Origin of the sequence: Bradyrhizobium sp. 62B (assembly GCF_030272265.2) — a bacterium.
Classification (GTDB): domain Bacteria; phylum Pseudomonadota; class Alphaproteobacteria; order Rhizobiales; family Xanthobacteraceae; genus Bradyrhizobium.
Genome location: NZ_CP092841.2, coordinates 3,227,665 through 3,245,635 on the forward strand (window position 1 = coordinate 3,227,665; position 17,971 = coordinate 3,245,635).

Consider the following 17,971-nt stretch of genomic DNA (forward strand, 5'->3'; position numbering starts at 1 on the left):
GTGGTTCGCTCACGTTCCTCGCGTCGCGATGCGGGGGTGTCCGAAAGCGGCCGAGCGGATTTGAGAGGCGGGGATCTTGGGGGGCCTCACGGTCCGTCTCCGCAAAATGAGCAACTTGGAGGTTTTAAATGAAAGTGGTGAAGAGCCTTTTGCTCGGCACTGCGGCGGGTCTGATCGCCGTCGGTGGAGCCCAGGCGGCCGATCTTCCCGTCAAGGCCAAGGCGGTCGAGTATGTCAAGATCTGCTCGCTGTACGGTGCGGGCTACTACTACATCCCGGGCACCGACACCTGCATCAAGCTCGGCGGCTATGTGCGTGCCGAAGTGGCGCTGAACGCCGGCGGCAATTACAGCGCCCAGTACAACGGCGTGTTCGCGGCCAACAACCGCCTGACCAATTACTACTCGATGCGCGCTCGTGAAGACCTCAACATCGACACGCGCACCGCGACTGAGTACGGCGTCGTCCGCACCTATTTCGACGCGGTCTTCACCTGGACGACCGGCAGTTACGGCGGCACGGGGTCGGCCACGGGCGCGACCCAGTACAGCGGCACGATCGGCCTCAACGCGGCCGGCACCGGGCTCACCGGTTCGAGCGGCGGCGTCATCAACGGCACCGACGGCAACACCTCGGGCGGCGCGCTCGGCGTGTACTACGCCTTCATCCAGTTCGCCGGCTTCACCATGGGTAAGGCGGTGTCGCAGTTCGACGCGCCCTGGATCAACTATCCCGGCAACAACTTCGATCAGCTCGTCGGCGGCAGCGGCACCACCAACGGCGTGGCGCAGTTCACCTACACGGCCGATTTCGGCCAGGGCATCACGGCTGCGTTCTCGGCGCAGGACCAGACGCAGGTCTACCAGACCAGCCTCTGGAACACCGCGGGCATGTCGACCACCGGCGTGCTCGGCGGTGCGTACGGCTCGAACGACATCGGCGGCAGCCGCTCGCCCGATCTCGTCGCGATGGTTCGCGTCGATCAGGCCTGGGGCATCTTCCAGGCGTCGGTCGCAGCTCACGACAACCATGTCGCCTATTACGGCGCCAACGAAGCCACCGGTCATCCCGAAGACAAATGGGGCTGGGCCGTTCAGCTCGCATTGGGCATCAAGAACATCCCGACCGGCGCCGGCGACGTGATCAACATCTCGGGCGTCTACACCGAGGGCGCGAGCCGCTACAACTTCCAGGAGCTGGCCGCGACCAGCTACTCGATGTTCGGCAGCTCGAACGCCGCCTATCAGAGCATCGGCTTCGCCGGCGTGTCTGACGCGGTGTTCGCCCCGGGCGGTCAGCTCGAGCTGACCAAGACCTACGGCTTCCGGGGTGCCTTCACCCACAACTGGAGCCCGTACTGGAACACGGCGCTCTACGGCGCGTGGGCCGCGGTCAACTACAACGGCACCGCGAAGGGCCTGATCTGCGGCAGCGCCGCGTTCGCCACCCTGACCGGCACCTGCAACCCGGACTTCAACATCGGCCAGGTCGGTGTCATCACCCGCTGGACGCCGGTGAAGAACCTGACCTTCTCGGCTGACTTCACCTACAGCCACCTCGATCAGAAGTATTCGGGCGCGATCACGACCGCCGCGCTGACGGGCGTCGCCAAGCCGGCGGCGACCTACGAGCTGAAGGACCAGGACACCTACAGCCTGCTGCTGCGCGCCCAGCGCAACTGGTAAGCTTCTAGGTGCTTCCATCCGACACAGCCCCGGCGGACAACCGCCGGGGCTTTTTCTTTGCAGCGCTCGCGCGTCTCATCGCCGTGCGGCGGACGAAGACGAGCCATGCGATCCAAGCGTCCCAGATTAATTTACTTACATGAGCTACTAAGCTATATAGCTGAAAGCCAGATACGAAAGTTGCGGCTCTTAGCTTCACGCTAAGCCTCCAGAAGCCTCCGGCGATGCCCCGCCGGAGGTTTTTTATGTCCGCAAGTAGAGTTCAGCCCCGCATCACGCGAACGCGGGCGGTCGGCCGGTAGGCGAGGCGGCTGTGGCCGGCGCAATAGGGCTGACCGTCGGGCGCGGAATTGCCGCAGAAGCAGAAGTCCTCGGCGCCGGGCGTCGAGATCGGCCAGCGGCAGCGGTTCTCCGAGAGCTCCAGCAGCGAGCAGCGATTGGCCTCGTCGATCGGACCTGTCACCACGGGGGCGTCGGTGTCGCCATAGATCGTGGCGAGCATCTCGAATTGCAGCCGCGGTACCGCCTTCGCGCGCGCCGGGCCTCTGTCCTGAATCTTGCGCTCATCGCCGGTGCGGCCACGCGTCAGGTTGAGGCGGGACAGCTTGCCGATCACGGCGTTGCGGCTGACGCCGATGTCGGCGGCGATCTCGCGGCAGGAAAGGCCGGCCTCGAAGTGCCGCTTCAGGAGCTCAATTCGTTCGTCGGTCCAGGTCGGTGAGAGAACAGGCATTTGTCAACGGTCCCAGGTTGCAGATGTCGGCCATCCGCCTCGAGATCCGTCCGCCTCACGTTCGGCGCGCGCTCACGTCCTGCCATTGTCGCGGATCGACAAAAGCCCGTCCTTGATGGCGAGACGGATGCCTTCCTCGATCAAGGTACGTGCGACGCCGGGAACGCTGGTGCCGTGGGTGCCCTGTCTCACCAGCTTCTCCAAATAGGTGATGGTCGAGAGCGCCAAGGTTACGGGAATACGGTCAGTCTCGGCTTTTTCGGTGGCCATGGCCCGAACGCTAGCCTCTTACTCGGGTACATAAAAGTAACGATTAAGACTCTATTTAGGTTCGGGGCCGGAAGTCAAATGCAGGCTGCGCTTGACGCTCAGCATGTTGGAATCGCACGGGAAATCAGACACGACTCAGCGCACCGCGCGGGGATACGGGCGGCGGCGTGGCGTCAGCAGGTCGGGAAGGGCGGTCCGGCTCAGCCGTGCACGATGGCCTTTTCGATCATGCAATGGATGCCTTTGGAGCCGTTGACGGTCTGGGTCACCCTGAGATCGGCGGCCAGGCTGCACAGCGTGTAGGCGTCCTCGCGCGACAGGTTTCGCGTCTCGCCGAGCAGCGCGATCATGTCGCGCAGCGCGCGCACCACGCATTGGTCGAGGTCGGGATCCATCGCCATGGTCATGTAGTGGGTCGCTGTCTCGGCGCGGGGATAGTCGAACTTGAGGTCCTTGCGCAGCGTCAGGCGGAAGCGGCCCTGCAGCGCGGTCTCGATCGCGGTGACGCAGACCTCGCCGTCGCCCTGCACGCCGTGGCCGTCGCCGCAGGAGAACATCGCGCCCGGCACGAACACCGGCAAATAGAGCGTCGCGCCCGCGCCCAGCTCCTTGTTGTCGAGATTGCCGCCCATCGCGCGCGGGACCAGCGAGGAGATGCGGCCCCAGGCTGGCGGCGGCGATACGCCCATCACGCCGAAGAACGGCTTGAGCGGCAGGTCGAGGCCCCACGGCATGCGGCCGGTCATCCGTGTCCGGTCGAGCGGGATGTTCAGGATGCGCGTCTCGTGGAAATCGTCGGGCAGGGTGCCGGCCAGCGGCTTGATCATGTTCCAGCCCCAATCCTGCCGGAGCTGAACGTCGAGGATCTCGACCGCGAGCACGTCCCCGGGCTCGGCGCCCTCGACCGCGATCGGGCCGGTGAGGATGTGGCCGGGCAGCATGCGCTCGTTCCTGGCGTGAACCTCGTGCATCTCCGGCGGAATGTGAAACTTGTCGCGGTCGGGCAGCATGTCCGGCCCGCCGCTGATGGTGTCGACCGTCACCTCATCACCGCTGGCGATGGTGAGGACGGGCTTCAGCGCGGCTTCGAAGAAGCCCCAATGGCAGGTTTTGGGGCTGGAATGCAGGTGGTGATGGGTCATTTGCCGCGTCCGGTCGCTTTCATCAGGCCGGGCTTGACCCGGCGATCGATCATCTTTCAAGAAGCTGTCTGAAGATCGCCGGGCAGGTCAAGCCCCGCGCAGACTGGCAAGATCATCCCCGCGAGGCTCCCCTGTATTTCGTTCTGTCCAAGACCCTTGGCGCCGCGCTGCTGCCGATCAATCTTCTGGTCGAGCTCGGTATCGTCTCGCTGGTGCTGATGGCGACGCGCTTTGCCGCGCTCGGCCGCAAGCTTGCCGTCACCACGCTGGTGCTGCTGGCGCTGGCGGCGTTCTCGCCGCTCGGCAATCTGCTGATCTATCCGCTCGAAACGCGCTTTCCGGCGTGGGACGCCGCGCGCGGCGCGCCCGACGGCATCATCGTCCTCGGCGGTTCGGTCGACACCGATCTGTCGGCGGCGCATCGCACGCCCGTCGTCGCGCACGCCGCCGATCGCCTGTTTGCGCCGGCCGAGCTCGCGCGCCGCTATCCGAATGCGCGCATCGTGTTCACCGGGGGCAGCGCCAACATCGTCTCCAACGATGCCAGGGAAGCCGACTACTCTGCGCCGATCCTGGAAAGTCTGGGCATCCCGAAGGAGCGTCTGATCTTCGAGCGCAATTCGCGCAACACCTGGGAGAACGCGATCTTCACCAAAGAGCTGGTGACGCCGAAGCCGGGCGAGCGCTGGCTGCTGGTGACGTCGGCCTTCCACATGCCGCGCTCGATGGGAATCTTCCGCCAGGCCGGATTTGACGTCGAGGCCTATCCGGTCGACTGGCGGATGGGCGGACGTGACGATCTCCTGTCCTTCACCAACATGGGCATGGATGGCCTCGGCCGAACCGAAGTTGCGGTGCGCGAGTGGATCGGCCTCGTGGTTTACCGCCTGATGGGCCGGACCGGCGAGTTGCTTCCCCGACCCGGCAAGGACTAGAACGAGAGCCGCAAAACAAGAATACGCGGCGCACGATCGCTGCGTCCGGAGGAAGTCATGCAACAGCACAGCGCAGACAGCATCGATCTTGCCGGCCTCGTCGCCGATCTCAACAGCCTGCTGCGGCTGAAGACGAATGTGATCGGCATGAAGCTGTTCGCGCGTACCGCGGACATGGAAGCGATCCCGAAGATCCGGCGGCCGAATGCGATCCACACCACCGATCAGATCGTCAGCATGGCCTCGCGGCTCGGCTGGACCGTCGGCATCACCGCGGATGACCTCGTCGGCGCGCAGTGCCGCGCGGTGATCGGGCTGAGCCCCCAGGACGACAAATGGCTCGCCGGTGAAAACTATGTCGGGGTCTGGCACGGCACGGCGGAGGACGCGCGCAAGCGCCAGGAGGCGCTGGATGTGGTTCCATTCGGACAGTATCAGGCGCTCGCCGTCAGTCCGCTCGCGAGCGGCCGGCTCGATCCGCCCGATATCTGCCTCGTCTATGCGACGCCCGGGCAGATGATCATCCTGATCAACGGGCTGCAATATACCGGCTACAAGAAGTTCGAATGGGGCGTGGTCGGCGAGACCGCTTGCGCGGATTCGTGGGGGCGGGCGCTCAAGACCGGGGAGCCCAGCCTGTCCTTGCCATGCTATGCCGAACGGCGCTATGGCGGCGTGCCGGACGAGGAGATGCTGATGGCCTTGAAGCCCGCGCATCTCGCCAAGGCAATCGAGGGCATGAAGGCGCTGGCCAAGAACGGCCTGCGCTATCCGATCCCGCCCTATGGCATTCAAAGCGACGTTCGTGCCGGCATGGGCGTGAGTTACGCGAAAAAGTAAGGGACGAGCATGAGCTCTGCGAAATTCGACATCGTCGTCTACGGCGCAACCGGTTTCACCGGCCAGCTCGTCGCCGAATATCTGACGAGGCAATACAAGACTGACAATTCGCTCAAATGGGCGATGGCAGGCCGCAGCCTCGGCAAGCTGAAATCGGTACGCGATGCGATCGGCGCGCCCGGGAATACGGCGCTGATCGTTGCGGATGCGTCGGACGCGGCCTCGCTGAGGGCGATGGCGGAGCAGACGATGTCGGTGATCACGACGGTCGGTCCGTACCAGCTCTATGGCGAGGAATTGCTCGCGGCCTGCGTCGCCACCGGCACGGATTATCTGGATCTCTGCGGCGAGCCGGTCTGGATGCGGCAGATGATCGACAAGTACGAGGCGGCTGCAAAAGAGAGCGGCGCGCGCATCGTGTTCTCGTGCGGCTATGATTCCGTGCCGTTCGAGCTCGGGACGTTCTTCGTGCAGGAGGAGGCCAAGCGCGTGTTCGGTGCGCCGGCTCCGCGTGTGAAGGGACGCGTGCGCGACATGCGCGGCACATTGTCGGGCGGCACCGCGGCGAGTGCGAAAGCGACGTTCGACGCGGTCGCCAAGGATCTCAGCCTCGTCGCCATTCTGAACGATCATTTTGCGTTGACGCCGGGCTTCACCGGCCCGAAGCAGCCAAAGGGCAACAAGGCGGCCTTCGAGGAGGACCTGAATTCCTGGGCCGCGCCGTTCATGATGGCGCTGATCAACACGCGCAACGTCCATCGCTCCAACATGCTGATGGGTTTCCCCTATGGCCAGGACTTCGTCTACGACGAGATGGTCTTGACCGGCCCCGGCGAGAAGGGCGAGGCCAACGCCAAGCGCGTGATGGCGGCCAACGCCGAGAAGACCGGTCCGAACGCGCCGAAGCCGGGCGAGGGGCCGTCGAAGGAGGAACGCGAGAAGGGGCTCTTCAATCTGCTCTATGTCGCGATTGCGCCCGATGGCCGCACGGTCCGCGCCGGTGTCACCGGCGACCGCGATCCCGGCTACGGCTCGACCTCGAAGATGATCTCCGAATGCGCCATGTGCCTGCTGCGCGACGCGACGGATGTTCCGGCCGGCTTCTGGACACCAGGCGCGGCGATGCAGCACAAGCTGATCAAGCGGCTGCAGGACAATGCGGGGCTGACGTTCAGGGTGGAAGCATAGGAGTTCCGGTGCTGCAGGAGGCGTGATCCGTGTCCGCGACGTTCGACATCGTCCTCTATGGCGCAACCGGATATACCGGCCAGCTCGTCGCCGAATATCTCGCCGCGCACCGTGTCGGCGACGGCGCGCCGACATGGGCGATGGCGGGGCGCAGCAAGGATAAGCTCGCCTCCGTTCGCGACGCGATCGGCGCGCCTAAGGACACGCCGCTCATCGTTGCGGACGCAGCCGATCCCGCGTCGCTCCGGGCGATGGTCGATCAGGCGAAGCTGGTCATCACCACCGTCGGTCCATACCAGATCTATGGCTCTGATCTGGTTGCGGCCTGCGCCGCATCGGGCACCGACTATATGGATCTCTGCGGCGAGCCGATCTGGCTGAAGCAGATGATCGACAGGCACGAGGCGGCCGCCAAGGCGAGCGGCGCGCGCATCATGTTCTCCTGCGGTTTCGATTCCGTGCCGTTCGAGCTCGGTGCGTTCTTCGTGCAGGAAGAGGCAAGGCGCGTGTTCGGCGCGCCGGCATCGCGCGTCAAGGGACGCGTCCGCGATCTCAGCTGGAAGTTCTCCGGCGGCACCTCGGCAAGCGCAAGGGTCACTTTCGAAGCGGTGGCGCGGGACCTCAGCCTGGTGCCGATCCTCAAGGACCCCTTCGCGTTCACGCCCGGCTTCAAGGGGCCCAAACAGCCGCGCGGCAACAAGCCTGTCTTCGAGGAGGATTTGCAATCCTGGGCCGCCCCGTTCGCGATGGCGATCCTCAATACGCGCAACGTCCATCGCTCCAACATGCTGATGGGATTTCCGTATGGCAGGGAGTTCGTCTACGACGAGATGGTGCTGACCGGCGCAGGCGATGAGGGGCAGGCCAACGCGAAGCTCGTCATGGCCGCCAACAGCGAAAAGACCGGCCCTGAGGCGCTCAAGCCGGGCGACGGTCCGTCGAAGGAAGAGCGCGACAATGGTCGTTACGACCTGCTCTATGTCGCGATCGCGCCCGATGGCCGTCAGGTCCGCGCGGCGGTGAAGGGCGATCTCGATCCGGGCTATGCGTCAACGGCGAAGATCATATCCGAATGCGCCATCTGCCTGCTGCGCGATACGCCGGATGTTCCGGCCGGTCTCTGGACGCCGGGCGCAGCGATGCAGCACAGACTGATCAAGCGGCTGGTCGATCACGCCGGCTTGACGTTCGAGGTGGAAGCCCGGGCGTAGCTCCCGTAGGGGGGCAAAGCGAAGCGTGCCCATGTCTTCTGTCGAATGCCTGGAAACATGGTGGGCACGGCGCATTGCGCCTTTGCCCACCCGGCAGCTCGCCGCTACACCGCCCGAGCGTCATATGCGTACATGAAGTCCATGCCCTTGGCGCCGAGCGGCAACAGCCACTTCATCATCTGATTGCGAACCCACGCGCCGCCGGCGCTGAATTCGCGCTTGCTGTTGCCGTTGCGGCGGGCGATGGCGACGATCTTCTCCGTGCGCGGGCGACGCTCGGCCTCGAAGGCCTGGAACGTGGCGCCGAGCTCCTGGCCCTCCTGCATCAGGCGCGCGAGCCGCATCGCATCCTCGAGTGCCAGCGAGGCGCCCTGGCCGGCATGGGGGCTCGTCGCGTGCGCGGCGTCCCCGATTAGCAGCGAGCGCTTGCGCGACCAGGCCGGCAGGGTCGCGACGTCGAGCGTGTCGGTGACCACGATATTCTCGGCGGCCTCGATGATGCCGGGGATCGGATCGTGCCAGCCGCGGTGGAAGCCGCGCAGATGCTGCTTCAGTGTCGCGTGGTCAAGCGCGCGAAACATCGCCGCGTCCATGCCGTGCGCAGGCTGCGTGCTCCACCACATCACGCCGTCGTTCGGATCCGGGCTGCAATAGCCGTATCCGAAGAAGCCGCTCTGGCCGAACGTGGTCTCGACGTGCCGGCCGATCGACCTGCCCTCGAGGACGGCGTGCGGCACGAAGCCGCCGAAGCCGATCAGTCCGGTATCGAAAGGTTGCGGTCCGTCCGGCACCACCTGACGGCGCGTCACGGAGTGGACTCCGTCGGCACCGATCAAGAAATCGCCCTCGGCGGTGGTGCCGTCGGCGAAATAGGCAATGACAGGCTGGTCGCCGCGGTCCTCGACCTTGATCAGCCGCTTCTCGAAATAGAGCGAGACGCAGGCGCACCAGGCCTTGTCGATCAGCATCTCGTTCAGCGTGGCACGGCAGACATTGACGGCCGGCTGGCCGAAGCGCCGTGCCATGTCGCGGTTGATCGAGCCGAGCTTGGCGCCTCCTTGCGAATAGAAGTCGAAGGCCTCCGCGACCGAGCCGCGGCTGATCAGCTCGTTTGCAAGGCCGATCTCGTCCATCACATGCATGCCGTTCGGCGCGATCTGAAGGCCGCCGCCGATGCCCTTCGAATAGGGCCAGGCCTCGTAGATCGCGGATTCGATGCCGGCGCGGCGCAGCAGGATCGCGGCCACGGGGCCGGCGATGCCGGCGCCGATGATCAGGGCCTTGCGGGGACGAGTGGACATGGCTTGCTCCCGACGTTTCCGTGGTGCTAGGAGAAATTACGGTCGCTAAATCTCTTAGTGACTAAGATATATATCGAGTAAGAGAAGAGGTCGGCCTTGTCAAGGACGAAGGCGCGCGCGGTGTTGCTCGGGGAATTGGAGGAGGCGATGCGCAGGTCGTCCGCGCAGGGCGTGCTCTATGGCCAAACCGTTGCGAACGTTGCCGGAATTGCCAATTCCGACCTCGAATGCATGGACATCCTCTATCTCGAGGGTCGCGTCACAGCAGGCAGGCTCGCCGAGGTCACGGGCCTCACGACGGGCGCCATCACCGGCGTGGTCGACCGGCTCGAGACGGCGGGGCTGGTGCGCCGCGAGCGGGACGAGGCCGACCGCCGCAAGGTCTTCATCGCCGTCGTGCCCGAGGCGATCGACAAGCTCAGCCAGTTCTACGTGCCGATGCAGCAGGCCATGGAGAAGGTCTGCAACGGCTATTCCGACGAGGAGTTGCGTCTGCTGCTGCGCTTCGCCAATGAGGGCTACAAGGGCGTGCTCGCGGCAACCGAAGCGCTGAAGAGCCTGCTCGACACGCCGCCGGAAAAGCGTCCGGCCCTCAAGCTGAAGACGCGTCCTCGTCAGCCCTGAGCTTGTCAGTCCTGACCTTGTAGATCTGCGCGGCGGCGATCATGCCCCACATCGCGCCCAGCATCATCCAGAAGTGCCGCCAGTGGTCGGTGTCGATCACGAGGCTTTCGCCGACGGTGCCGACGAAGGCGGAGAACACGGCCAGATAAGCGCGCTGCCAGGGCACGGGAACGAAGACGTGCCTGAAGCCCATGATCACGGTGGTGAAGACCAGCGCCGGATAGCACACGCCGGACAGCCAGCCGCCGGACATGAAGGCGTTGAGGTAGGAGTTGTGGGTGTCCTCGGGGAAGAAGCGGTGGAATTGCAGGGGGCCGATGCCGAACGGCATGTCGAGCGCCATCTCCGCACCCAGGATGTGGCGGCCGAACCGGCCGAAGCGGCCTTCGTCGTAGCTCTGGTCGAAACTCGCGCGCTGCTTGAACATCTCGGCGGTGGAATCGAACGACAGCAGCACGGCGATCAGCGCCAGCCCCAGCACGGCGGCCACGATCGCCATGATGACGATGCGCGAGCGCTGCGCGTTGGTGCGGCCGGTCAGCACCATCAACGCCAGCATGAAGGCGGAGGTCAGCACGAGGCCGCCCCAGGCGGCACGCGAGAACGCGAGCAGGATCGCGAGCGACATGATGGCGAAGGCGAAGACGTTGCGGAAGGCCTTTCCGAGCTTGTCCGAAACCACGCTCTGGAGCGAGAACAGCGCCGGCAGGATCAGGAAGGCGCCGAGCACGTTCGGGTCCTTGAACGTGCCGCGCGCGCGTCCGTAGAGCGTGAGGAGGTCGTTGCCGCCGGGTACCAAATGGAAGTAGCCGGCGACCGCCAGGACCGAGGCGACCATCGCGCCGACCACGAGCCCGCGGCGGAGCATGTCGAGCCTGGCCGCGGTGTCCTCGGACATCACCATGGCAAAGAACACCACGGTCACCGCCATGTACCAGGAGGTCGCGATCCAGCTCACGACCTCGGATTGCTCGAACAGCGGAATCGCGCTGATCGTGTAGCCGACATTGAGCAGGACCAGCAGCGCGAGCAGCGGCATCAACGCGAGCCGCAAGCGAAGGCCGGTGGCGAAGAACGTGACCGCCGCGAGCAGCGTCATGATCTCGTAGGGGCTCGGCTCGATGAAGACGACCGCGCCGGAGGCGCCGACCAGCCACACCAGCGCGCGCTGCAGCGCCAGCACGCCGGGCGCGGCACGGACCGCTGCATTCATCTCCCCGGCTGTCGCCGCATACGCCATCACACGCTCATACGCTTACGCAACTCTCACGCCACAACTCCCGCCGTCATCGCCCGGCTTGACCGGGCGATCCAGAAACTCAACTCAATACGCGTTCTCGTTCTTGGTCAGCAGCGAGATCGGCGTCTTCAGGAGAATGTAGAGGTCGAACAGCACTGACCAGTTCTCGATGTAGTAGAGGTCGAACTCGACGCGCTTCTGGATCTTCTCTTCGTTGTCGATCTCGCCGCGCCAGCCGTTGATCTGGGCCCAGCCGGTGATGCCGGGCTTGACCCGGTGGCGGGCGAAATAGCCGTCGACGGCCTCGTCGAACAGCCGGCTCTGCAGCTTGCCCTGCACCGCATGCGGGCGCGGGCCGACCAGGGAGAGATTGCCGGAGAAGACCACGTTGAAGAGCTGCGGCAGCTCGTCGAGGCTGGTCTTGCGGATGAAGCGGCCGACGGGGGTGACGCGTGGATCGTTCTTGGTCACGACCTTCGACGCCGTCGGATCGGCCTGATGATGATACATCGAGCGGAACTTGTAGACGTCGATGCGCTCGTTGTTGAAGCCGAAGCGCTTCTGGCGGAACAGCACCGGTCCGGGGCTGGTCAACTTGACTGCCAGCGCCACCAATCCCATCACCGGAAGCGCTGCGAGCAGGGCGAGGCTGCCGACGACGCGGTCGAACAGCCATTTCATCACCAGATCCCAGTCGGTGATCGGCGCCTCGAACACGTCGAGTGTCGGCACCTCGCCGAGATAGGAATAGGAACGGGGCCGGAAGCGCAGCTTGTTGGTGTGCGCGGAGAGGCGGATGTCGACCGGCAGCACCCAGAGCTTCTTCAGCATCTCCAGGATGCGCGTCTCCGCCGAGATCGGCAGCGCGAACAGCACGAGATCGACGCGGGTACGCCGGGCGAATTCGACGATGTCGTCGACCTTGCCGAGCTTGCGCGCGCCGGCGCAGGTGTCAAGCGCGCGGCTGTCGTTGCGGTCGTCGAACACGCCGAGCACGTGGATGTCGGAATCCTCCTGCGCCTTCAGCGCCTCGACCAGCTGCTCGCCGTTGCTGTCGGAGCCGACGATGATGGTGCGGCGGTCGAGCCGGCCCTGGCGCGCCCAGCCGCGCACCAGAGAGCGCAGCACCAGGCGCTCGGCGATCAGTGTGGCGAGCCCGAGGGCGTAGAAGCCGGCCAGCCACAGACGCGAGATTTCGCTGCCGTATTTGGCGAAAAAGGAGATGCCGATGAACAGCAGGAAGACAAACGACCAGGACGAGATCATCCGCGTCATCTGGCGGAGCTGCCCGCGGAACAGCTGCACCTGATAGATGTCGGCAGCCTGGAAGCAGATCACGGCGGCGACTGCCACCGCGACGATCTCCGCGGGGTAGAGCCAGTTGAAGCCGGCGTGCGGCATCACATAGCCGGCATAGAGCGCGATGCCGACGAGGCTGAGCAGCGTGAAGTCAGCGAGGCGCACGAAGCCGGCGATCACGATCGGCGAATAGGCGCGGGCGACCTTCTGGTTGACGACTTCGAGGGCGGCGGGCGTCAGCCGGCGGCGGCGCTCGATGAAGGGTTGGTCAGCGGGCTTCGCCGCAGCGCTGGTCGCGACGTCGAGCATCGAGCGTGCGTTGAGCGGTTCCACGGGCGTCCACGTCCATTCCAAAGCCCGCGGCACGGCCTTGAGCGCCCGGGCGAGCATCCCCTGGACCTTCGATTATCGAACAAATCGGAAGATTCTCTAAAGCGGGCTTAAGGATGGTTAATGATTGGCAAACGCGTCGCGATAGCCGGCGATCACGCCGTCGACCATCGCCGCTTGCGAGAAATGCGCCGAGATGCGTTCTCGCAAGGAGATCGCGCGCTGCGCGGTGGTTTGGGGATCGTCGAGCGCGGCGGCGATCGCCTCGGCCATGGCCTCGGAATTGCTCGGCGCGAACAGCGCCGGGCTTTCGGCCCCGAAGATCTCGGGAATGCCGCCGATGCGCGACGCGATCATGGGAATGCCGGCGGCACCGGCCTCGATCACGACATAGGGCATGGAATCGCCGCGCGAGGGAACGACGAGCAGCCGCCCTTTGGAAAAGCCGTAGCGCGCCTTGACGTGGCCGATGAAGCGGATCGCGCCTGACAGGCCGAGCCTTTCGACCTGCGCCTTCAGCGCCGCCGTTTCCTCGCCGTCGCCGCCGAGCGTCAACGTGACCTTCTTGCCGCCCTCGTGCAGGCGCGCCACGGCATCGACCAGGAGATCCGCGCCCTTGATGTGCCTGAACTCGCCGACATAGCAGATGTCGGTGGCATCGTCGGCGGTCACGACAGGCTCGAATTCCTCGGGCGTGACGCCGTTGAAGACGCAATGCACCACGCCCTTGGGCGTGCCGACGATGCGTTGATAGGTGTCGCGGGCGAACGCGCTCTCGAACAGGAACAGGTCGGTCGAATCCATCAGCGTTCGCTCGAGCCGCGCGTAGAACTCGCCCTTGAAGGTGTTGAGCGGGTAGTGCAGCGAGCCGCCATGCGGCGTGTAGATGCGGATGGTGTCGTCGGAGCGCCGCCGCATCCGGATGAAGGCGCCGGCCTTGGCGCCGTGGCCGTGCATGACGTCGGGCTTCAGCTTCGCGATCAGCCGTCGCATGCGAAGCCACACCAGCACGTCGTCCGGCGAGGGTTCGCGGCGAATCGCGAGCCGGTGCACGCCGAGCTTCAGGCGCGGCGCGAGCTCGGCAAGCGCCTTGTCGGCGCGCTCGCCGCCGGTGAGGCTGTCGGCGAGGATGCCGACATGATGGCCGCGGTCGACCTGACCGTTGGCGACGTCGAGGATGTGGCGGAAGATGCCGCCGACCGGAGCACGCACGGCGTGCAGGATACGAAGCGGCCGGTCAGGAGAGGGGGGCATGAATCAAAACCAGCGCTCGACGGCGATTGCCGAACAATTCCTCGGAAATATCGAGACGGATTAAGAGCCCTCGTGGTTAACAAACGGTGACGGGCGTGCGCGCAAGGTGCGCCGGATGCCCGCGATTAACCCAGCGGCAACCTTAATGGAGTGTAATCGCCGGCGTTGAGGTAGCTTGGTGGCGTTGCCCCTGCGGGAGTGTTCGATGCGTTTAGCGTTTTGGCGTGCCGGCAAGGACAAGGCGGTGGTGGCGCGGGCCGTTGCAAAGCCCAAGGCCGAAGTTGCGCCCAAAGCCGAAGTCGAAGTCGAGCCCAAGATTGAAGCGAGGCCTGCGCCTGTTGTCACCAAGCAGCCGCAAACCGAATCCGGCGATATAGATCTGCACGCGCTCGGCGCGGCATTGGCGCGCAAGCGCGGCTGGATCGTTGTGCCGACGGTGCTGGCGCTCGTCGGCTCCATTGCAATCGTCAATCTCGTCACGCCGCGCTACAAGTCCGAATCGCGCATCCTGATCGATGGCCGCGAGAACGTGTTCCTGCGCCCGAGCAGCGATCGCGCCGAGGAGCGCCAGGCGCTCGACGCCGAAGCCGTCACCAGCCAGGTGCAGCTCGTGCTGTCGCGCGATCTCGCGCGCGAGATCATCAAGAAGAACAAGCTCGCCGAACGTCCCGAATTCGATCCGGTGCTGCAGGGCGTCTCGCCACTGAAATCGCTGGCCGCGATGATCGGGATCGGTCGCGATCCGTTCTCGATGACGCCGGAAGAGCGCGTGCTCGATGCCTATTACGATCGCCTGCAGGCCTATGCCGTCGACAAGTCGCGCGTCATCGTGGTCGAATTCCAGTCCGCCGATCCCGACCTTGCGGCCCGCGTCGCCAATTCGATCGCCGACGGCTATCTCGTGCTGCAGCAGGGCGTTCGCCAGGAGCAGGCCAAGAACGCCAGCCAGTGGCTGGCCGGCGAGATCGAGAGCTTGCGCAAGAAGGTCTCCGAGGCCGAGGCCAGGGTCGAGGACTTCCGCTCCAAGTCGAGCCTGTTCGTCGGCACCAACAACACCACGCTCTCGAACCAGCAGATGGGCGAGGTCAACACCCAGCTCAACAATGCGCGCTCGATGAAGGCGGATGCGGAATCCAAGGCGCGGCTGATCAAGGAGATGCTCCAGAGCGGCAAGCCGATCGAGGCATCCGAGGTCGTGAACTCCGAATTGATGCGGCGGCTGTCGGAGCAAAGGGTGACGCTGCGCGCGCAGCTCGCCGAACAATCGTCGACGCTGCTCGGCAATCACCCGCGGATCAAGGAGCTGAAGGCGCAGCTCGGCGACCTCGACAACCAGATTCGCGATGAGGCGGCCAAGATCTCGCGCTCGCTGGAAAGCGACGCGCGGATCGCCAGCGGCCGGGTCGACGGCTTGATCACCAGCCTCGAGCAGCTCAAGAAGCAGGCGACCTCGACCAACGGCCAGGACGTCCAGCTCCGCGCGCTCGAGCGCGAGGCCAAGGCGCAGCGCGATCTGCTCGAGACGTATCTCGCCAAATACCGCGAGGCCAACACCCGCGAGACCATCGACACGGCGCCGACCGACGGCCGCATCATCTCGCGCGCCATCGTCTCCAACACGCCGGCCTATCCGAAGAAGCTGCCGATCGTGCTGATCGCGACGATCGCAACGCTGCTGCTGTCGTCCGGCGTCGTCGTCACCGGCGAGCTGTTGCGCCAGACCGCGCCGCGCGCGGTGGCCGCGTTCAGCCCGGTGCAAACGCCGGCGGCAATTCGCCGGGAAGCGGTGGTCCAGCCCGTGGCAGAGCCGTTCGCCGATCCCGTCATGGCAGAGCCCGCGCCGCTGCAGCCTGAGATGGCTGATGATGCCGAATTCACCGAATTCACCGAGATCGAGCAACTGGCCGACAGATTGGGCGCCGCCGGCGCTGCCGCGAAGAAGGTCACCGTGCTCGGCACCGCCTCGAGCGAAGCCATCACGCTGTCGACGCTGACGCTTGCACGGCATCTGGCGCGCGAGGCGCGTGTGGTCGTGGTCGATCTCGCCGCGTCCTCGCCGACGATCGCCGCGGTGTCCGTCGACGCTTCGGCGCCCGGACTTGCCGAGCTGATGCAGGGCGAAGCTTCGTTCGCGCAAGTCATCACCCGGGACAAGCTGTCGCGGCTGCATCTGGTCATGGCCGGCCGTCCCGGCTTCGACCGCAGCCTGCTGCAATCGCCGCGGGTGACGCTCGCGATCGACGCACTGCTGCGCGCCTACGATCACGTATTGATCGATGCCGGCAGCGCCTCAGACCTTCCGGCCGAATTGCTGACGGCGCATGCCCGCGCGGTCGTGGTGCCCGATGCCGCGATGGCACAGGATGCGCGCACGCTGATGTGCGAGCAACTGCGAGCGGTCGGCTTCAGCGAGGTGACGATGCTGAGCAAGCCGGTGCAGCCGTCGAATGCGGCAGAAGCGCCGCGCGTGGTGGCGGCATAGGCTTCTACCCTCTCCCCTTGCGGGAGAGGGTGTCTCGCCGCGCAAGCGGCGAGACGGGTGAGGGGTGTCTCTCCCCGAGTCCAATTGCCAGTTAAGGTCGCGGATCGATACCCCTCATCCGGCGCTTCGCGCCAGCTTCTCCCGCAAGGGGAGAAGGGAAGGGGGTTGCTGAAGCGGAAGGAACTACCCGAACGCCTGCCGCACGCGCCGGGCCAGATCGAACAGCATCTGGTTCTGCTTCACCAGCCGCTTGCCGTGGCTCAGCGATGACATCGCCATCGCGGCGAGCTTGCCGCGCGAGGTCAGGGGTACAAAGCTGTCGAAGATCTCTTCGTCGTCCTTGCAGAACATCCGCTTGTAATCGTCCGAGCCGATGCCGAGGTCGAGCGAGCGGTAGCCGCGCTCGCCGTAGCGATCGATGATGTAGCGCATCAGGATCAGGCCGGGGCTGTAGCGGGCGTGCTCGGACATCGTGTAGGTGTTGAACATCATCGAGAAGCGCTGGCCGTCGGCGACCCCCGCGTAGATCGCGATAACCTCCTCGTCGCACTCGAGCGCGTGGATGTCGATGACGCGGCCTTCGCCGCGCGGCGCCAGGCAGGCGCTGCGGATGAACTGTTCGACACCGGGCTCGGCAAAGACGTTCGGGAGCTTCTGATCCGCCATCCGCGCCGGCTTGACGCGGAAGAACCAGTCGAGCAGGCGGGTGATGTCGGCGTCGGTGGTGGCGAGGTGATAGCGATAGCCGGCGAGGGTCTGGAGCTTCTTTTCCTTGCTCTTGAGGCGGCGGCGAAGGGAATTGCTGATGCGCGAGGCCGGCGGTCCGCCCGGCTCCATCACCAGCTGCGGACAGCCGTTGATCGCGCTCTGTCGCGGCCACAGCGCGAACGGGTTCTGCTGGTCGTCCCAGCGCAGCGGCTGCTGCGTCAGCGCGAGCACGTCGACATGCTCGCGCAGCGGGGCCAGCAGCGCCTCGAGATCGGCGATGGCGGTCTGCGCGGCGCACGCGGCGTCCCACAGACCCATGTTGAAGGTCGTGTGCTTGCCGCCCATGAAGCAGGCCGTGCGCACACCGTGGCTTTGGCGCAGCGAGAGCGGCAGCAGCAGCAGCGGCTTGTGATCGGCGTCGCGGGCGATCACGACGAAGGGGCGGGCGCCCTCGCGCGCGCCGACCAGGCGCTGCCAGGGGCTCAGCAGATCAAACCGCTGATAGGGCGTGAAGAGGTGGCCGGGCTCCTCGAGGCTGCGCCAGGCCGCTTCAGTGGCGTCGAGATCGGCGACGATGTCGACCTGCGCGATACGGCTCGCTTTCGACCGCGCTGGCGCTTCTGCCGTCCGGCTTTGCATCGCCGCAGCCATGGTCATTCGCGAAACCTGTCGAGAAATCAGAAATATGCGTAATTCGGCCTGTGGCCGACCTTTGCAAAGAAATGTCAA

15 protein-coding genes are annotated in these 17,971 nt (G+C 65.4%); 7 read left to right on the forward strand and 8 right to left on the reverse strand.

Going from position 1 to position 17,971, the window contains the following annotated elements; genetic code table 11:
* Positions 1–128 precede the first annotated feature (128 nt).
* A complete protein-coding gene (locus tag ML401_RS15085; RefSeq protein ID WP_211416753.1) occupies positions 129–1,685 on the forward strand; it encodes a porin in 1,557 nt (518 codons plus the stop codon).
* 262 nt (positions 1,686–1,947) lie between these two features.
* Here ML401_RS15085 and ML401_RS15090 read toward each other — a convergent pair whose 3' ends face one another.
* The 3 genes from ML401_RS15090 to ML401_RS15100 all read right to left on the reverse strand — a co-directional run bounded on the left by ML401_RS15090 (position 1,948) and on the right by ML401_RS15100 (position 3,830).
* A complete protein-coding gene (locus ML401_RS15090; RefSeq protein ID WP_211416754.1) occupies positions 1,948–2,418 on the reverse strand; it encodes a GcrA family cell cycle regulator in 471 nt (156 codons plus the stop codon).
* A 72-nt stretch (positions 2,419–2,490) separates the two neighbouring features.
* A complete protein-coding gene (locus tag ML401_RS15095) occupies positions 2,491–2,688 on the reverse strand; it encodes a hypothetical protein (RefSeq protein WP_007603456.1) in 198 nt (65 codons plus the stop codon).
* A 200-nt stretch (positions 2,689–2,888) separates the two neighbouring features.
* Positions 2,889–3,830 (reverse strand): acetamidase/formamidase family protein, encoded by a 942-nt coding sequence (locus ML401_RS15100; RefSeq protein WP_259206684.1) that lies wholly within the window; start codon positions 3,828–3,830, stop codon positions 2,889–2,891.
* Between the two features lie 218 nt (positions 3,831–4,048).
* On the opposite strand from ML401_RS15100, the gene ML401_RS15105 reads away from it, so the two are divergent.
* From ML401_RS15105 to ML401_RS15120, 4 genes are read left to right on the forward strand one after another with little or no spacing between them, the layout of a single operon-like run.
* Entirely contained in the window at positions 4,049–4,765 is a 717-nt protein-coding gene (locus ML401_RS15105; RefSeq protein WP_259206696.1) for a YdcF family protein, read from the forward strand.
* A gap of 57 nt (positions 4,766–4,822) precedes the next feature.
* Positions 4,823–5,605, forward strand: coding sequence for a DUF169 domain-containing protein (locus ML401_RS15110; RefSeq protein ID WP_212068274.1), 783 nt, complete (start codon positions 4,823–4,825; stop codon positions 5,603–5,605).
* A 9-nt stretch (positions 5,606–5,614) separates the two neighbouring features.
* Complete coding sequence (locus tag ML401_RS15115; protein WP_211416757.1) at positions 5,615–6,793, forward strand: trans-acting enoyl reductase family protein; 1,179 nt, start codon at positions 5,615–5,617, stop codon at positions 6,791–6,793.
* Between the two features lie 29 nt (positions 6,794–6,822).
* Positions 6,823–8,004 (forward strand): trans-acting enoyl reductase family protein, encoded by a 1,182-nt coding sequence (locus tag ML401_RS15120; RefSeq protein ID WP_285812353.1) that lies wholly within the window; start codon positions 6,823–6,825, stop codon positions 8,002–8,004.
* Positions 8,005–8,108: 104 nt separating this feature from the next.
* Here the strand turns inward: ML401_RS15120 and ML401_RS15125 are convergent, their stop codons facing one another.
* Positions 8,109–9,305, reverse strand: coding sequence for an FAD-dependent monooxygenase (locus tag ML401_RS15125; protein WP_285812354.1), 1,197 nt, complete (start codon positions 9,303–9,305; stop codon positions 8,109–8,111).
* A gap of 147 nt (positions 9,306–9,452) precedes the next feature.
* Between ML401_RS15125 and ML401_RS15130 the strand changes: the two genes are divergently transcribed.
* Positions 9,453–9,929, forward strand: a complete 477-nt coding sequence (locus ML401_RS15130) for a MarR family transcriptional regulator (RefSeq protein WP_194407802.1) — start codon at positions 9,453–9,455, stop codon at positions 9,927–9,929.
* Here ML401_RS15130 and ML401_RS15135 read toward each other — a convergent pair.
* From ML401_RS15135 to ML401_RS15145, 3 genes are all read right to left on the reverse strand, one after another.
* Entirely contained in the window at positions 9,898–11,169 is a 1,272-nt protein-coding gene (locus tag ML401_RS15135) for an O-antigen ligase (protein WP_285812355.1), read from the reverse strand. The genes ML401_RS15130 and ML401_RS15135 overlap by 32 nt on opposite strands.
* Positions 11,170–11,253: 84 nt before the next feature.
* Positions 11,254–12,801, reverse strand: a complete 1,548-nt coding sequence (locus tag ML401_RS15140; protein WP_285812356.1) for an undecaprenyl-phosphate glucose phosphotransferase — start codon at positions 12,799–12,801, stop codon at positions 11,254–11,256.
* Positions 12,802–12,918: 117 nt separating this feature from the next.
* Positions 12,919–14,052: a glycosyltransferase family 4 protein gene (locus ML401_RS15145; protein ID WP_212068270.1), complete on the reverse strand. Its 1,134-nt coding sequence runs from the start codon at positions 14,050–14,052 to the stop codon at positions 12,919–12,921.
* A gap of 205 nt (positions 14,053–14,257) precedes the next feature.
* Here ML401_RS15145 and ML401_RS15150 point away from each other — a divergent pair, with 205 nt between their 5' ends.
* Positions 14,258–16,534: an exopolysaccharide transport family protein gene (locus ML401_RS15150; protein ID WP_285812357.1), complete on the forward strand. Its 2,277-nt coding sequence runs from the start codon at positions 14,258–14,260 to the stop codon at positions 16,532–16,534.
* A 183-nt stretch (positions 16,535–16,717) separates the two neighbouring features.
* Here ML401_RS15150 and ML401_RS15155 read toward each other — a convergent pair whose 3' ends face one another.
* Positions 16,718–17,899 (reverse strand): GNAT family N-acetyltransferase, encoded by a 1,182-nt coding sequence (locus ML401_RS15155; protein ID WP_285812358.1) that lies wholly within the window; start codon positions 17,897–17,899, stop codon positions 16,718–16,720.
* Positions 17,900–17,971: the final 72 nt, after the last annotated feature.

Coding starts and splice junctions, on each gene's coding strand:
- ML401_RS15105 (WP_259206696.1), top strand. CDS start 4,049: ATGGCGACGCGCTTTGCCGCGCTCGGCCGCAAGCTTGCCGTCACCACG.
- ML401_RS15090 (WP_211416754.1), bottom strand. CDS start 2,418: ATGCCTGTTCTCTCACCGACCTGGACCGACGAACGAATTGAGCTCCTG.
- ML401_RS15145 (WP_212068270.1), bottom strand. CDS start 14,052: ATGCCCCCCTCTCCTGACCGGCCGCTTCGTATCCTGCACGCCGTGCGT.
- ML401_RS15150 (WP_285812357.1), top strand. CDS start 14,258: ATGCGTTTAGCGTTTTGGCGTGCCGGCAAGGACAAGGCGGTGGTGGCG.
- ML401_RS15110 (WP_212068274.1), top strand. CDS start 4,823: ATGCAACAGCACAGCGCAGACAGCATCGATCTTGCCGGCCTCGTCGCC.
- ML401_RS15130 (WP_194407802.1), top strand. CDS start 9,453: ATGCGCAGGTCGTCCGCGCAGGGCGTGCTCTATGGCCAAACCGTTGCG.
- ML401_RS15125 (WP_285812354.1), bottom strand. CDS start 9,305: ATGTCCACTCGTCCCCGCAAGGCCCTGATCATCGGCGCCGGCATCGCC.
- ML401_RS15095 (WP_007603456.1), bottom strand. CDS start 2,688: ATGGCCACCGAAAAAGCCGAGACTGACCGTATTCCCGTAACCTTGGCG.
- ML401_RS15115 (WP_211416757.1), top strand. CDS start 5,615: ATGAGCTCTGCGAAATTCGACATCGTCGTCTACGGCGCAACCGGTTTC.
- ML401_RS15100 (WP_259206684.1), bottom strand. CDS start 3,830: ATGACCCATCACCACCTGCATTCCAGCCCCAAAACCTGCCATTGGGGC.
- ML401_RS15085 (WP_211416753.1), top strand. CDS start 129: ATGAAAGTGGTGAAGAGCCTTTTGCTCGGCACTGCGGCGGGTCTGATC.
- ML401_RS15135 (WP_285812355.1), bottom strand. CDS start 11,169: ATGGCGTATGCGGCGACAGCCGGGGAGATGAATGCAGCGGTCCGTGCC.
- ML401_RS15155 (WP_285812358.1), bottom strand. CDS start 17,899: ATGACCATGGCTGCGGCGATGCAAAGCCGGACGGCAGAAGCGCCAGCG.